Annotated in this window: 15 protein-coding genes and 1 pseudogene; 6 read left to right on the forward strand and 10 right to left on the reverse strand. The window is 53.5% G+C overall.

All coding sequences use genetic code 11. From position 1 onward, the window contains the following. Positions 1-23: 23 nt before the first annotated feature. Both HMPREF3119_RS10785 and tusA read right to left on the reverse strand, forming a co-directional pair. Positions 24-863 (reverse strand): DUF817 domain-containing protein, encoded by an 840-nt coding sequence (locus HMPREF3119_RS10785; RefSeq protein WP_049245697.1) that lies wholly within the window; start codon positions 861-863, stop codon positions 24-26. Positions 864-885: 22 nt separating this feature from the next. After that, positions 886-1,140, reverse strand: coding sequence for a sulfurtransferase TusA (gene tusA / locus HMPREF3119_RS10790; protein WP_004240576.1), 255 nt, complete (start codon positions 1,138-1,140; stop codon positions 886-888). Between the two features lie 190 nt (positions 1,141-1,330). Here tusA and HMPREF3119_RS10795 point away from each other — a divergent pair, with 190 nt between their 5' ends. Together HMPREF3119_RS10795 and HMPREF3119_RS10800 are read left to right on the forward strand one after the other, a co-directional pair. Then, positions 1,331-1,999, forward strand: a complete 669-nt coding sequence (locus HMPREF3119_RS10795; protein ID WP_004236234.1) for a 7-cyano-7-deazaguanine/7-aminomethyl-7-deazaguanine transporter — start codon at positions 1,331-1,333, stop codon at positions 1,997-1,999. A 198-nt stretch (positions 2,000-2,197) separates the two neighbouring features. Then, the gene (locus HMPREF3119_RS10800; RefSeq protein WP_004236232.1) at positions 2,198-3,301 is read left to right on the forward strand and encodes a glycerol dehydrogenase; all 1,104 of its coding nucleotides are present in this window, start codon (positions 2,198-2,200) and stop codon (positions 3,299-3,301) included. Between the two features lie 73 nt (positions 3,302-3,374). On the opposite strand, the gene HMPREF3119_RS10805 is transcribed toward HMPREF3119_RS10800, so the two are convergent. The 4 genes from HMPREF3119_RS10805 to glpA form a co-directional block, all read right to left on the reverse strand. Continuing rightward, positions 3,375-4,043, reverse strand: coding sequence for a DUF3313 domain-containing protein (locus HMPREF3119_RS10805; RefSeq protein ID WP_070579681.1), 669 nt, complete (start codon positions 4,041-4,043; stop codon positions 3,375-3,377). A gap of 125 nt (positions 4,044-4,168) precedes the next feature. Continuing rightward, a complete protein-coding gene (gene glpC, locus HMPREF3119_RS10810; RefSeq protein ID WP_070579684.1) occupies positions 4,169-5,365 on the reverse strand; it encodes an anaerobic glycerol-3-phosphate dehydrogenase subunit GlpC in 1,197 nt (398 codons plus the stop codon). Further along, on the reverse strand, positions 5,362-6,648 hold the full coding sequence (glpB, locus tag HMPREF3119_RS10815; RefSeq protein WP_004236229.1) for a glycerol-3-phosphate dehydrogenase subunit GlpB: 1,287 nt from the start codon (positions 6,646-6,648) through the stop codon (positions 5,362-5,364). Before glpB ends, glpC begins: the two co-directional genes overlap by 4 nt. Next, positions 6,638-8,284: an anaerobic glycerol-3-phosphate dehydrogenase subunit A gene (gene glpA / locus HMPREF3119_RS10820; protein WP_004236228.1), complete on the reverse strand. Its 1,647-nt coding sequence runs from the start codon at positions 8,282-8,284 to the stop codon at positions 6,638-6,640. The genes glpB and glpA overlap by 11 nt, the downstream gene beginning before the upstream one ends. 605 nt (positions 8,285-8,889) lie before the next feature. On the opposite strand from glpA, the gene frdA reads away from it, so the two are divergent. From frdA to frdD, 4 genes are read left to right on the forward strand one after another with little or no spacing between them, the layout of a single operon-like run. Then, entirely contained in the window at positions 8,890-10,692 is a 1,803-nt protein-coding gene (gene frdA / locus HMPREF3119_RS10825) for a fumarate reductase (quinol) flavoprotein subunit (protein ID WP_015422988.1), read from the forward strand. Then, positions 10,685-11,419 carry a succinate dehydrogenase/fumarate reductase iron-sulfur subunit gene (locus tag HMPREF3119_RS10830; protein ID WP_004236226.1) on the forward strand — a complete coding sequence of 245 codons (735 nt, stop codon included), beginning with the start codon at positions 10,685-10,687 and terminating at the stop codon, positions 11,417-11,419. Before frdA ends, HMPREF3119_RS10830 begins: the two co-directional genes overlap by 8 nt. Before the next feature lie 11 nt (positions 11,420-11,430). Next, entirely contained in the window at positions 11,431-11,823 is a 393-nt protein-coding gene (gene frdC / locus HMPREF3119_RS10835) for a fumarate reductase subunit FrdC (protein ID WP_004236225.1), read from the forward strand. Between the two features lie 17 nt (positions 11,824-11,840). Further along, complete coding sequence (gene frdD, locus HMPREF3119_RS10840) at positions 11,841-12,197, forward strand: fumarate reductase subunit FrdD (protein ID WP_004240583.1); 357 nt, start codon at positions 11,841-11,843, stop codon at positions 12,195-12,197. 92 nt (positions 12,198-12,289) lie between these two features. Here the strand turns inward: frdD and HMPREF3119_RS20020 are convergent. From HMPREF3119_RS20020 to hydN, 4 genes and pseudogenes are all read right to left on the reverse strand, one after another. Then, positions 12,290-12,508, reverse strand: a pseudogene (locus HMPREF3119_RS20020) (glycosyl hydrolase family 32); the annotation flags it as partial. Between the two features lie 19 nt (positions 12,509-12,527). Then, positions 12,528-12,800 (reverse strand): hydrogenase maturation factor HybG, encoded by a 273-nt coding sequence (hybG, locus tag HMPREF3119_RS10845; RefSeq protein WP_004236222.1) that lies wholly within the window; start codon positions 12,798-12,800, stop codon positions 12,528-12,530. Between the two features lie 36 nt (positions 12,801-12,836). Continuing rightward, positions 12,837-13,178 (reverse strand): hydrogenase maturation nickel metallochaperone HypA, encoded by a 342-nt coding sequence (hypA, locus tag HMPREF3119_RS10850; protein ID WP_004236221.1) that lies wholly within the window; start codon positions 13,176-13,178, stop codon positions 12,837-12,839. 10 nt (positions 13,179-13,188) lie between these two features. Then, the gene (gene hydN / locus HMPREF3119_RS10855) at positions 13,189-13,737 is read right to left on the reverse strand and encodes an electron transport protein HydN (RefSeq protein ID WP_004240585.1); all 549 of its coding nucleotides are present in this window, start codon (positions 13,735-13,737) and stop codon (positions 13,189-13,191) included. Positions 13,738-14,106 lie beyond the last annotated feature (369 nt).

Consider the following 14,106-nt stretch of genomic DNA (forward strand, 5'->3'; position numbering starts at 1 on the left):
GGGATGCTGCGGCATCCCTTTTTTTATCTCACCACCAGGATCGTGGCTTTAATGTGCTTGAGATAGGCCACAATCGTGAAGGTGACAATCACCAGCAGCGACCAGGATGCCCATTTTCCGGCATGCACGGTCGCCCACGCCCCGATCTGGTTCGGATACTGCCAGACACCGAAAAAGGTACCGAAGTTTTCCGCCAGCCAGATAAAAAAGCCGATCAGCACAAAACTCAGTAACAACGGCATTTTGCGCTCTTTATCATACGGCGTGTAATAAACCATGGTCCGCGCATACAGCCCGAGAATAAAGGCGGTGAGATACCAGCGGTAATCGCCGGTGAAGTGATGAGCAAAGAAATTCACATAAATCGCCAGCGCAATCAGGGTCGCCAGCCAGTACGGCGGGAAGTTTTCAATCCGGACGTTCAGGAAGCGCCACGCCTGAATCACATAACTGCCGACAGCCGCATACATAAACCCGGTGAATAACGGCACATTCCATAATTTGGTATACGCCTCATCAGGATAACTCCACGAACCGATAGCGGATGAGGTTTTAAACAACTCCATGACAAAACCGACCACATGGAAAATACAGATGGCTTTCAGTTCATCCGTGGTTTCCAGCTTTTTCCACACCATAGCAGCCTGAAACAGGACCGCCAGGATCAGCAGAAAATCATAACGGGGGATCCCGGCGACACCGGCGGCAGGCACCAGAAACAGGGCGAGGAAAAAGAAGGCGGCAAACAGGCACGCCCGTGCCTCTTTCAGACCAAAAAACCAGAATTCAAGGATAAACCGGTGCCAGCCGGTCAGAGACGAGTGTTTCTGCGCCAGCAGAAAGGTATCAAAGCGGTCAAGCATGGTTCAGTCCCTGAAAGATGGATTACAGCGCACTCTCTTTTTTGCGGATCAGATAGCGGTACGGCGCGGTTTCAGCTTCCTGAGCCACCAGCTCATGCTCCATAAAACGGCAGAACCCGGGAATGTCCCGCGTGGTTGCCGGATCATCCGCCACCACCAGCAAAACTTCACCGGTATTCATCCCGCGGATGGTTTTACGCACCAGCATCACCGGCTCCGGGCAGCGCAGCCCGAGTGTGTCGAGTGTTTTATCGGCACAGGAAAAAGTATCAGACATCATGATTGTCCTGTTAAGTAACGAATCCGGGAATTATACCGGAAATAAAAGCCCGGCGCCGCTTCTGTGTTTTTAATCTTCCGGGCTGTTTTCCCTCCGGGAGAGTCCTTTGCTTTTGTTGCGCAAACGGCGTATTATTGCGCGCTGAGATTATTGGGTTCCCTCACCCCAACCACCAAAAAGGTACAATATGTTTGATTTATCTGCCCGCCAGCGGCGCACTGCGCTTATCTGGTTATCACTTTTTCATGTTCTGATCATTACCTCCAGTAACTACCTGGTGCAGTTGCCGATCACCATTTTCGGCTTCCATACCACCTGGGGGGCTTTCACGTTTCCGTTTATTTTCCTGGCGACTGACCTGACCGTCCGTATCTACGGCGCACCGCTGGCACGGCGGATTATTACCTCGGTGATGATCCCGGCTCTGGCGATTTCCTATGTGGTCTCCGCCCTGTTCTTTCAGGGGGAATGGGCCGGTTTTGAGGCACTGTCACACTTCAACCTGTTTGTGGCGCGGATTGCCGCCGCCAGCTTTATGGCCTATGCCCTCGGACAGATTCTGGATGTGAATGTCTTTAACCGCCTGCGTCAGAACCGCCGCTGGTATGTGGCACCGGCTGCCGCGATGTTTGTCGGTAACCTGATCGATACCCTGGCTTTCTTCTTTATCGCCTTCTGGCGCAGTACCGATCCGTTCATGGCGGCAAACTGGGTGGAAATCGCCCTGGTGGATTACAGTTTCAAAGTCACTATCTGCATGCTGTTCTTCCTGCCGGCTTACGGCGTGCTGCTTAATCTGATCCTGCGCTCTTTTTTTGCGCAACGCGCTGACGGCTCCCTGCCCGCGCATCACTGATTGTTCATTTTTCTGACACGCAGAGGCGCTATCCTGCCTCTGCGCTGTCGTCTGTATCACATTTTCCCGATCTGCCCCCGTGCTCCCGGCCCGTACAGTGCGTCAGCTCTCACATATCCGTTACTGTAACTGTTAGTCTGATTCAGACGGAATATCCCTCACTGACACCATAACGCGAATGCATTCAGGAGTTTGAGTATGTTAAAAGTGATCCAATCCCCGGCCAAATACATTCAGGGTCCGGACGCGCTTTACCATGTGGGTAAATACATCAGACCATTAGCGGAAAAAACGTTGGTGATTGCTGATAAATTTGTCCGCGAACTGGTGGGCGATATTGTGAATGACAGCCTGAGCGAATACGAAGTCAGCGGTGTCTTTGAAACCTTCGGCGGCGAGTGTACTCACGAGGAGATCGACCGTCTGACCAAACTGGCGAAAAACCACAAATGCCAGGCGGTACTGGGTGTGGGCGGCGGTAAAACACTGGATACCGCCAAGGCCGTGGCGCATTTTGCCAAACTGCCGGTGATCATTGCCCCGACTATCGCATCAACCGATGCGCCGACCAGCGCACTGTCCGTTATCTATAATGAACTCGGTGCGTTCGACAGCTACCTGTTCTATCCGCAGAACCCGAACGTGGTGGTGATGGATACCAATATCATTGCCCGCGCGCCGGCACGTCTGCTGGTTGCCGGAATGGGTGATGCTCTGGCCACTTACTTTGAGGCGCGTGCATGCAGTGCAGCCGGAAAAGCCACTATGGCCGGCGGCAGTACCACACTGGCGGCACTGGCACTGGCGAATCTCTGCTTTGATACTCTGCTCAGCGACGGCATCAAAGCCAAACTGGCGGTGGAAGCCGGAGTCAGCACCAAAGCGGTGGAAAACATCATTGAAGCCAACACCCTGCTCAGCGGGCTGGGCTTTGAAAGTGCCGGTCTTGCGGCGGCACATGCTATCCACAACGGCTTTACCGCGCTGGAAGAGTGCCACCACATGTACCACGGTGAAAAAGTGGCATTCGGCACCCTCGTACAGTTAGTACTGGAAAATGCCCCGGCGGAAGAGCTGGAAACCGTACTGGAATTCTGTGCACAGGTCGGTCTGCCAATCACCCTGGAAGAACTGGGTGTGGACAGCATCGGTACCGAGCTGGAAGAGAAAGTGATGGCGGTTGCCGAGCTGAGCTGCGCGGACAACGAAACCATCTACAACATGCCGTTTGAAGTCGATTCCGACCAGGTCTATGCCGCTATTATGGCTGCTGACCGCATGGGTCGCGACTGGCTGTATTAATCTGCTTATTATTCTGTTCAATAACGCCCGGGATAACCGGGCGTTATTGTCTGTAATCCGCCGCCGGTATTCATTATGCGGCGGGCAGGATCTCTGCGGCGATCGTATCAACCGCTGCTTTCAGTTCCTGTAAGGTGATGGTCTGATCCTTATTACTCATCTGCTCACCTTTATTTTTGCGGATCGCTTCAAGATACGGTTTTTTTGATACGGAATCGGTGATTTTCCATTCAAAATACATTGACGTATCCGCATCACGGTTACCGATTGCCAGCTGTGTTCCGGCGACAATCAGCATCACCGGTAAGACCTCATAGGGTTTGGAATCTTTGTTGGTGACCTTAACGGCAGTAACCACGCCCTCAAAACGCAGCACACCCGGTGCGGCAGTTTCTGTCAGCTGATACCGTTTTGCCAGCTCACTTTTGATCTGCTGATTGGTGTAATTGAGCAAAACAGTCATAAACTGTTTACCCATTTTGTTATTTTCATTCAGCGGCTTAAACACAACCGGCGTAAAGATAAGCTTTGTTTTCGGGCTTTCTGCGGTGAAATCGTCAGCACGCCAGGATTTAATCACCTCGCCGGAAGCTGTTTCTGTTTCGGTCAGGCGCTGATAGTCACTCAGAAAATCAGATTGTTCGGTGTGATTCGGCAGGCGGCTTGAGCAGGCGGAAAGCAGGAATACCACGGAGACGGCAATAATATATTTAGTGACTGAATGTGATGCGAAGTTGTTCATTTTCCTCTCAATATCTTTATCATCTTCTTTAAAAATCCGCCCGATGCTAGCACCGGGCGGAAGAGGAAAGTGAATAGAAAATGCGGTTTATACGTAATATTCAGCCGGTTTCTGTCATCCTTTATTTATGCCAGCGCCCGCGCCAGCAGAGATATCGGGTGTTCGCATTTTTTGCTGGTGGACATCTCAATCTGCCATTTGCAGGTTTCACAGTCACTGATCACCAGATCAATACCGCTTTCCTCTATCTGGCGGAACAGCGGGGAACCAATCGCCTGAGATGTTTCGTAGTTTTCCTTTTTAAACCCGTAAGTTCCGGCGATACCACAGCATTGTGAATCCAGCACGATCAGTTCCACCCCCGGAATTGAGCGGATAAGCTCAAGGGAATAGGCCGTCCAGCCCATTTTTTCCATATGGCACGGCGTGTGATAACCGACTTTCAGCGGCATGTGCCGCAGGACCGGTTTGCGCCCGTCCTGCATCCGCCGGTAAAGATAGCGGGTCACCAGCTCTATGTTATCGCGCAGCGGCGCGGTATCCACATCCAGGATATGCGGATATTCATCCCGCAGGGTAAAAGCACAGGTGGAGGATGTCGCAATCACCGGCATCTTCTGTTCAACAATGGCTTTGGTGAGGGATTCCACATTCACCGCCGCCTGTTTTTTCGCCTGCTTTGCAAAACCGTTAGCGATCAGCGCCACACCACAGCATTTTTCCCGCTCCAGCAACTGCACGCCGATCCCCATGCTGTTAAAGACCTTAATCACATCTTTACCGAGCTGCGGATGGTTATAATTCACATAACAACCGTGGAAGTACGCGACCTGTTCGCCGAATTTTGCCTGTTTTTCCTGCTGTTTTTTGTACCAGCGGCGGAAGGTGCCGAACGAATATTTCGGCAGCTCACGGCGGTGATCAATCTTCAGAGCGGTATCCAGCAGTTTACGCACCGGTTTCAGGCCGGTGATGGTGTTAACCACCGGCGCAAATGGTGAGGAGAGTGATCCCATCAGATCGGTGTGGCTCAGAATCGCGTCGCGGATCTTAGGCCGTGACGGAGAATACGTCAGTTTGGCGCGGGCGATAATATCCCCGATACGGACATCTGACGGGCCCGCCACTTCGCAGCGTTTGCAGTTGGTGCAGAGGGTGAGCGCATCATCATACAGCATGGCGTCTTTCAGGCGCAGCCGCTCGCCGTCCGGCCCCGCCTGTTTCGGGCCGGGATAATCCGGATTCACCTTCGCCACCGGGCAGTAAGTTGTACAGACTGTACATTTGATGCAGTTCTCGAACTGTGTTTGTCCCGTACTCATACCTGTGCCTCCGTTACCACCACGCCAATCTGCGCCAGAATCTGTTCCGCTGCGTACATCGCAGTGACAAGAGAAACACCCGCCCCGCATCCCTCCTGTAACGGGTTATACCCGCCCAGTACCGCCCCGGCGGCATACAGGTTAGTGATAGTGCCGTGCGCATCCGCCGGATGCAGATATGCATCTGTCGCCACCCCGGCCTCCAGATAGCGCTGACGGGCAAACAGATCTGCCGATGTCCATTCCCGGCGCGGCAATGTTTCAGTCAGATTCAGATTCAGCAGTGGCTCATAAATATGATCAATATCGCTCGCCAGCCCGTTACTGAAGAAACTGCCGGTCGCCAGCACAAACTGCTCAGCCTGTACCGGAATATCACCGTGATTGCGGGTAAACAGCTGAGTGATCCGCTCACCGTCACGACGGACAGAAATGACACTGTCTCCCGGCATCACAAACCCGCCCGCCCGACGGAAACGGCGCAGTAATGCCTGATGCAGGCGGATCCCCAGCAGTGACGGCGGGAGGGTCGGCAGCTGATAAACCGTTTTATTCAGTTGCTGTTGTAAGAAGGCAATTCCGTCACTGTTTTCCGCCCCGAAGCAAGCCGGTAAAATCAGAGTTTGTTCAGTGATCCCGCACTGCGCCAGCTCATCAGCCAACTCCTGCCGGTTCTGCGGCAAATCCAGCACACGGGCAATATTGACAGAGCGAAACTCACTCGGATTATTACGTAATTTATCCAGGCACGGCAGATGCAGGGTATACGCCTGCGCCGGATATCCCTGACGGGTCAGTGCGGCGGCAGCCATTTCCGCCTGAAAATCAAGAAAACCGGTGATGCTGATAACCGCAGCCGGCTGCCAGTTTTCAGTCATTTTTTCGCTCAGAACCGGCACCACATCCGGTGTCAGCCAGCTCATCCGCCACTGCCCTGCCGGGGTCAGACGCCAGTGATTACACTCCGCCGATCCCTGTAACGGTAAAGTATCCTGCTGTAACAGCGACATTGCCTGTGACACGCAGCGGCGCACCGCGCTTTCCCCTATCACACTGTAAGGATGAGCAGGCGCCTGATGTGCCAGCGCCGCCAGTGCCGAAAGCGGCTCCGTGACCGGCTGCCCGTCCGGCAGCGCCGAGAGCAGATCCAGTGACGCCGATGAGAAATGCAGCGCGCTCTGTCCGGCGCTGATAATGGCGCAGCTCAGTCCGCTCTCTGCCAGCTTCACGCCGCAGGAGAGACCGGCAAGGCCGCCACCCGCGATAACCACATCATATTTCATGCTGCTCTCCCTGTTCTTCTGTCCCGCTGTTTTCCAGCCCGCACAATCCCTGATACACCCAGCCGGTAAATTCACTCTCCCGCAGCGCATTCCCCCACGCCACCGGACGCACACCTTTCCAGCGTTCATTCAGAAAGTGCATCAGTTCGGTTTCGGATTTTTCAGCAGTGGTGACTTTCAGCTGAGTCAGCAGCTCCGCCGCACGGCAGGCACACAGCTCGCCCTGGCAGGTGCCCATGCCGACACGGGTGCGGCGGCGCAGATCCAGCAGGTTATTCACCGTCAGGCTTTCGGTGGCATAGCGCACCTCACCGGCAGTGACCGCTTCACACTCACAGACCAGGCTTTTATCGAGCCGCGTGGTGTGCGGCAATTCTGCCGCGCGATCGCCGTGACGGTACACCGCCGATCCGCGCAGCGGGGCAGGAAGGGAGATCACTTTACGCAATGTCTGTTCCGCCGAATGCGCCGAACCCGGCAGCGGCTCCTCCGCCGTGGAACAGTGCGCCGTTATACCCAGCTTCGCGCACACCGCGTCTGTCGCCCACTCCGCCATCAGCCGGTAAGTCATCAGCTTGCCGCCGGTGATAGTAAGGAAGCCGCGCAGTCCGTCGCGTTTTTCATGATCCAGCAGCACAATCCCCCGGCTGATACTGCGCCCGGTCGGGTCGTCATCCGCCGCCACCAGCGGACGGACACCGGCATACGCCCGCAGAATACGCGCCTGCGCCATTGCCGGAGCCAGCCGTGAGCCTTCACGGATCAGAGTATCGACCTCGTCCGCCGTGACAATCATATTGTCGATATCATCATAAGGAATATGAACAGAAGTGGTGCCGATCAGGGAAATGGTATCCCCCGGCACCAGAATATCCGCATCACCCGGTCTGCGGCAGCGGTTAATAACACGCTGGTTAAGGCGGTGCCCGAGGATCAGCAGTGATCCTTTAGCGGGCAGCATGCTGATATGCACCCCGGCAAAACCGGCGATACGCTGACTCCAGATCCCTGCCGCATTAACCACCACCGGCGCATACAGCGGATAACGGCGGTGATTCTGATGATCATAAACCTGCACGCCGGTCACCTGATCGCCCTGACGCAGTACATCCGCGACTTCGTGATAAGTCAGCACCTGCGCACCGTACTCCCGCGCATCCAGCATATTGGCGGCAGTCAGACGGAACGGATCCACGGTGCCATCCGGCACTTTCACCGCCCCCAGCAGCGCCGGGTTTACAGACGGCTCAAAACGCAGCGCCTCCTGCGGGGACATCACCTGTGTCTCAATACCCGCCGCGCGGCAGGCCTCGGTAAACGTGGCCTGGTACGCCATCTCATCTTCCGGCAGTGTGATAAACAGGCCGTCTGTTTCCTCAACACAGTGGCGGGCAATGCGCCGCAGGATCCGGTTTTCCGAAATACACTCCCGGGCGGATTCCGGATCCGTCACCGCATAACGGGCACCACTGTGCAGCAGGCCGTGGTTACGGCCGGTCGCGCCGGTCGCGATATCAAACCGCTCCAGTAACAGAGTGCGCAGGCCGCGCCGGGCACAGTCCCGCGCCATCCCGGCACCGGTTGCGCCACCGCCGATGATAATGACATCCGCTTCATTGACAGGTGAATCAGACATGGGTTCCTCTCAGTCATGTTCCTTTATTATGGTTATAGCTTAGCCGTTTTTTCTTTCCATATGATTGATAATGAGCAAAAACGAAAACAAAACACCAAAAATAAGAGCGAAATAATCCATAGTCGTGATGAATATCACATATCCGCAACATCCGGATTTTCCCGCAGGAAATACCCGTAAACTGACTGATTTTCCGCCTGTTTTCTGTCTGATTCACACCTCTGATATTTAGTTATTGTGCCGCCGCTGATATACGCTATGCTTTTAGCGCTAATTATATGTTTACCCTGTATATTTTATGTAACCGGAATAAAACAAAATAACTACACACAAGTAATTACTTAGGTGATTACCTGAAATATCCGGTTATTCATCCGCAAAAATGCAAAATTAGCGCTTAAAACCCTTGGTTATATCAAATTTAAACGATCAGCTATTCGCTATACTTTGAACAGAATGTGATTTTATAACCAGTCAGTAACCGAAAATGATTAGCGTTTTTATCAACTGAAAGGATTCGGTTACTGATAACAATTTTAAGTACCCGTTTCAGATTTCGTTTTTACATTTTAACTTTCGATTTACCTGAACAATGGAGAAGCACAGTGCAAACCTTTAATGCCGATATCGCAATTATCGGAGCAGGCGGTGCAGGGCTGCGGGCGGCGATTGCCGCTGCGGAAGCTAACCCGAACCTGAAAATTGCTCTGATCTCAAAAGTTTACCCGATGCGCAGTCACACCGTGGCCGCAGAAGGTGGCTCTGCGGCTGTGACACAATCCCATGATTCCTATGATTATCATTTCAGTGATACGGTGTCCGGGGGCGACTGGTTATGTGAGCAGGATGTGGTGGAGTATTTTGTCGAACACTGTCCGACAGAAATGACCCAGCTGGAACTGTGGGGCTGCCCGTGGAGCCGCAAAGAAGACGGTTCCGTCAACGTGCGCCGTTTCGGCGGTATGAAAATCGAGCGGACCTGGTTTGCCGCCGATAAAACCGGCTTTCATATGCTGCACACCCTGTTCCAGACCTCTCTGAAATACCCTCAGATCCAGCGTTTTGATGAGCATTTTGTCCTCGATATCATTGTGGATGAAGGCCATGTGCGCGGTCTGGTGGCACTCAACATGATGGAAGGGACAAAAGTTCAGATCCGCGCCAATTCCGTGATTATGGCCACCGGCGGCGCCGGTCGTGTTTACCGCTATAACACCAACGGCGGGATTGTTACCGGCGACGGAATGGGAATGGCTTTCCGTCACGGCGTGCCGCTGCGGGATATGGAATTCGTTCAGTATCACCCGACCGGTCTGCCGGGTTCCGGTATTCTGATGACAGAAGGCTGCCGGGGCGAAGGCGGTATTCTGGTCAACAAAGACGGCTACCGCTATCTGCAGGATTACGGCATGGGGCCGGAAACCCCGCTCGGCCATCCGGAAAACAAATACATGGAACTCGGCCCGCGCGATAAAGTCTCCCAGGCGTTCTGGCACGAGTGGCGCAAAGGCCGGACTATCAAAACCAACCGTGGTGATGTGGTTTATCTGGATCTGCGTCATCTCGGCGAGAAAAAACTGCTGGAGCGCCTGCCGTTTATCTGCGAGCTGGCGAAAGCGTATGTCGGCGTGGACCCGGTCAAAGAGCCGATCCCTGTCCGTCCGACCGCGCACTACACCATGGGTGGTATCGAAACCGACCAGCGCTGTGAAACCCGCATCAAAGGGCTGTTTGCTGTCGGTGAGTGTTCCTCCGTCGGTCTGCACGGCGCTAACCGCCTCGGTTCCAACTCCCTGGCGGAACTGGTGGTCTTCGGTCGTCTGGCCGGGGAAGAAGCGGCTAAGCACGCACAGGAAACACACGCTGCCAACAGTAATGCTATCGATGCCCGCACCGCTGACATTGAAAACAATCTGAAAGCGCTGATGAACCAGAAAGGCTCTGAAAACTGGGCAAAACTGCGTGATGAGATGGGTGAGGCAATGGAAGAAGGCTGCGGTATCTACCGCACACCGGAACTGATGCAGAAAACCATCGATAAACTGGCTGAGCTGAAAGAGCGCTTCAGACGCGTTGAAATCACTGACCGCTCTTCTGTCTTCAATACCGACCTGCTCTACACTATTGAGCTGGGCTTTGGTCTGGATGTCGCGGAATGTATGGCGCACTCCGCCTTTAACCGTAAAGAATCACGCGGTGCGCACCAGCGTCTGGATGAAGGCTGTACTGAGCGCGACGATGTCAATTTCCTGAAACACACCCTCGCCTTCCACAATCCGGACGGTTCGCCGCATCTGGAATACAGTGATGTGAAGATAACCAAATCCGCCCCGGCAAAACGTGTCTACGGTGGTGAAGCGGCAGCGGCTGAACAGGCGGCAAAAGAGAAGGAAAACGTCAATGGCTGAGATGAAAATGCTGAAAATGTCAGTGATGCGCTATAACCCGGAAACGGATAATGAGCCGCATGCTGTCACGTATCAGGTGCCTTACGATGAGCAGACGTCACTGCTGGATGCGCTGGGCTATATCAAAGACAACCTGGCGCCGGATCTCTCCTACCGCTGGTCCTGCCGGATGGCTATCTGCGGCTCCTGCGGCATGATGGTCAATAAGGTGCCGAAGCTCGCCTGTAAAACCTTCCTGCGCGAATATCCGCAGGGCATGGACATTGAGGCACTCGGCAACTTCCCGATCGAACGCGATCTGGTTGTGGATATGACGCACTTTATCGAGAGCCTGGAAGCTATCAAGCCTTATATTATCGGCAATGACCGCAAACCGTCCGAAGGCCCGAATAACCAGACCCCGGGACAGATGGCGAAATACCATCAGTTCTCCGGCTGCATTAACTGCGGTCTGTGCTACGCGGCCTGTCCGCAGTTTGGTCTGAATCCGGAATTCCTCGGCCCGGGTGTGCTGACACTGGCACAGCGCTATAACACCGACAGCCGCGATCACGGTAAAAAAGAGCGGATGAAACAAATCAACGGCGATAACGGCGTATGGACCTGTACCTTCGTGGGTTACTGCTCGGAAGTCTGTCCGAAACATGTGGACCCGGCAGCCGCTATTCAGCAGGGTAAAGCCGCCAGTGCGGAAGATTACATTATTGCCCGTCTGAAACCACAATAAGGAAGAGAGAAATGACGACCAAACGTAAGCCTTATGTGCGTGAAATGACACCGACATGGTGGAATAAACTCGGTTTTTACCGTTTTTACATGCTGCGGGAAGGCACCGCAGTGGTCCAGCTCTGGTTCAGTCTGCTGGTTATGTACGGCGTTTACTGTCTTAAGGGCGGCCCGGCGGACTGGGCAGGGTATGTCCACTTCCTGCAGAATCCGGTGGTGGTACTGGTTAATATCCTGACTCTGGCCGGTACCCTGCTGCACACGGTGACCTGGTTCCAGCTGGCACCGAAAGCCGTCAATATTGTTATCAAAGACGAAAAAATGGGACCGGAGCCGATTGTCCGTCTGCTCTGGGTGGTGACCCTCATTGTTAACGCCGTCATTCTGGCCGTTGCGTTACTGTGATAAGGAAGGAAACTGATATGATTAATCCGAATCCGAAACGCTCACAGGAACCGGTTTTCTGGGGATTGTTTGGCGCAGGCGGCATGTGGAGTGCCATTGTTTCACCGGCCGTTATTGTGCTGCTGGCTTTTCTGGTCCCGTTTGCTGTGGCACCGGATATGCTCAGTTACAGCCGTATCCTGGCCTTCTGTCAGGGCTTTATCGGCAAGGTTTTCCTGCTGCTGATGATCATCCTGCCGCTGTGGTGTGCGCTTCACCGTATCCACCACTGCATGCATGACCTGAAAATTCATGTTCCTGCGGGACGCTGGGTCTTTTACGGCCTGGCAACCATCCTCAGTGTGATGGCCGTAATTGGTGTAATCACGCTGTAATCATTGTCTGTCATAAAAAGACCGGTGCTTAAACGCCGGTCTTTTTTTATCTGCCGTCAGGCCACTTCCGCGCGGTTAAGCTGCCAGTAGCGGTGCTGCCAGACCTTCGGATTGCTCACGTCAGCGCTGTACCCTTCCGGCAGTCCCGGTGCGGAACCGTATTTCTCAAAGCCGCCGTCCGGTTTTTCCCGGGCCAGGCACTGCCACTATGTCCGTGATCCGTCACGGTACACCGGATTGCCGTTATAGCAGAGGGTCAGCGTATCGTTATTTACCACCGCGCTGCCGGAGAAACAGCCGCCGGAATCATAATTACCGGACAGCATACCGCTACGCATTACCACGTAAAAAATACGACACATCCTCTTCGACACTTTCCATAGCCAGTAATGCATCCAGCGTATCGCGGGCTTCCTGTTCGTCGATAATGCTCATGGCAAAACCGACATGAACCAGCACCCATTTCCCCAGCATTTCTGATGGCTCACCTTCACAAACCAGTGCGATGTTCACATCCCGTCTGACACCACACACTTCCACCTGCGCATTGTCTGTTACAGAGTCACCCACGGCAACGATTTGCCCGGGAATACCTAAACACATAACCGGCTCCTGATTGACTGATAAGTCCTTACCGGACTACTGAATTTCGATTTGTCTGACCTGCATGGCATCACTGCTGTCCACCTGCAGGTTATGGCTGCCGCAGTGCGGACATCCGGTGTTAAATCCGGCCACACTGACCGGTTTCTGACACTCCCGGCACCAGGCCTGCGCCGGGACGGTGGTGACATGCAGTTCAGCCCCTTCCGCCAGTGAATCACGGCAGACGATATCAAAGCAGAAATGCAGGGCATCTTCTTCGATACAGGATACCGCACTCAGTTCAAGCCAGACAGCGGTGACGCGCTGCGCCCCGCTCTGTTTTGCCTGCTGCTCGATAATATCAAGCGCATTCTGGCATAACGTCACCTCATGCATCCGTCTGTCCTCAGGACATCAGGTCGGCCGGCATTTCAAATGCGGCGCGGCGGCGGCGTTCTTTGACAATCTCATCCATCTTATTACGGTCAACCACCATTAATGCATGAGTCGGGCACACCTCCACACAGGCAGGTCCGCCTGCACGGGTATGGCATAAATCGCACTTGTGGGCTTCCGCGCGGTACTGCGGAATGGTGTTCAGCGCAGTGATCTGTTGTGCAACAGGACGGCTGACCACTTCCATGGTGCCGTAAGGACAGGCAATCACACAGGTTTTGCAGCCGATACATTTGGTCTGATCGACATACACAAAATCATCTTTACGGCTGATAGCGCCGTTCGGGCAGACATTGGCACACGGTGCGTCTTCACACTGACGGCAGACAACCGCCGTACTGATAGTGTACCCTTTCATCACATGAATACGGGGAAAGAATTCATCTTTCACCACTGTTTCAATACCGGTTTCCTGCTCTTGATGCGAAACAACACAAGCGACTTCACATGTGTGACAGCCAATGCACTTTTTTGGGTCTGCAATGATGAAACGGTTCATCATACTCTCCTGAATGATACGCGGCGACTTCACTTCCGGCACTCCGGTGCAGCCGTCCTCTGGTTAGAATAATCAGGAAATAAGCATGCATCGTGCCAGTCTGGCATTTTTTTTAATTTCAGTGAAATCAGCGTATTAATAAATAAAGCTGCCGTGCTGTGTGTCATAATGAGAATATTCGTCACACAGTTCGACATTTTTGACGATAATTTCTATCATCAATATGTGTCATAATATATTAGGTTTTCATCCCGCCGAAAAATAGGGGATTGGATCAAACTTAAATCAGACAGCGATATTCTTTTCTTACAGAGTCATTACAATAATGGTTATTACCTCTCTGCACCTTATTTATACCTATAACTACGC

It is taken from the genome of Morganella sp. HMSC11D09 (assembly GCF_001807955.1).
GTDB lineage: Bacteria > Pseudomonadota > Gammaproteobacteria > Enterobacterales > Enterobacteriaceae > Morganella > Morganella morganii.

Excerpts from the sequence above, each read along its gene's own strand:
- hybG (WP_004236222.1), bottom strand. The coding sequence starts at position 12,800 with ATGTGTTTAGGTATTCCCGGGCAAATCGTTGCCGTGGGTGACTCTGTA.
- HMPREF3119_RS10830 (WP_004236226.1), top strand. The coding sequence starts at position 10,685 with ATGGCTGAGATGAAAATGCTGAAAATGTCAGTGATGCGCTATAACCCG.
- HMPREF3119_RS10795 (WP_004236234.1), top strand. The coding sequence starts at position 1,331 with ATGTTTGATTTATCTGCCCGCCAGCGGCGCACTGCGCTTATCTGGTTA.
- frdD (WP_004240583.1), top strand. The coding sequence starts at position 11,841 with ATGATTAATCCGAATCCGAAACGCTCACAGGAACCGGTTTTCTGGGGA.
- HMPREF3119_RS10805 (WP_070579681.1), bottom strand. The coding sequence starts at position 4,043 with ATGAACAACTTCGCATCACATTCAGTCACTAAATATATTATTGCCGTC.
- glpB (WP_004236229.1), bottom strand. The coding sequence starts at position 6,648 with ATGAAATATGATGTGGTTATCGCGGGTGGCGGCCTTGCCGGTCTCTCC.
- glpA (WP_004236228.1), bottom strand. The coding sequence starts at position 8,284 with ATGTCTGATTCACCTGTCAATGAAGCGGATGTCATTATCATCGGCGGT.
- tusA (WP_004240576.1), bottom strand. The coding sequence starts at position 1,140 with ATGTCTGATACTTTTTCCTGTGCCGATAAAACACTCGACACACTCGGG.
- hydN (WP_004240585.1), bottom strand. The coding sequence starts at position 13,737 with ATGAACCGTTTCATCATTGCAGACCCAAAAAAGTGCATTGGCTGTCAC.
- HMPREF3119_RS10800 (WP_004236232.1), top strand. The coding sequence starts at position 2,198 with ATGTTAAAAGTGATCCAATCCCCGGCCAAATACATTCAGGGTCCGGAC.
- glpC (WP_070579684.1), bottom strand. The coding sequence starts at position 5,365 with ATGAGTACGGGACAAACACAGTTCGAGAACTGCATCAAATGTACAGTC.
- frdC (WP_004236225.1), top strand. The coding sequence starts at position 11,431 with ATGACGACCAAACGTAAGCCTTATGTGCGTGAAATGACACCGACATGG.
- HMPREF3119_RS10785 (WP_049245697.1), bottom strand. The coding sequence starts at position 863 with ATGCTTGACCGCTTTGATACCTTTCTGCTGGCGCAGAAACACTCGTCT.
- hypA (WP_004236221.1), bottom strand. The coding sequence starts at position 13,178 with ATGCATGAGGTGACGTTATGCCAGAATGCGCTTGATATTATCGAGCAG.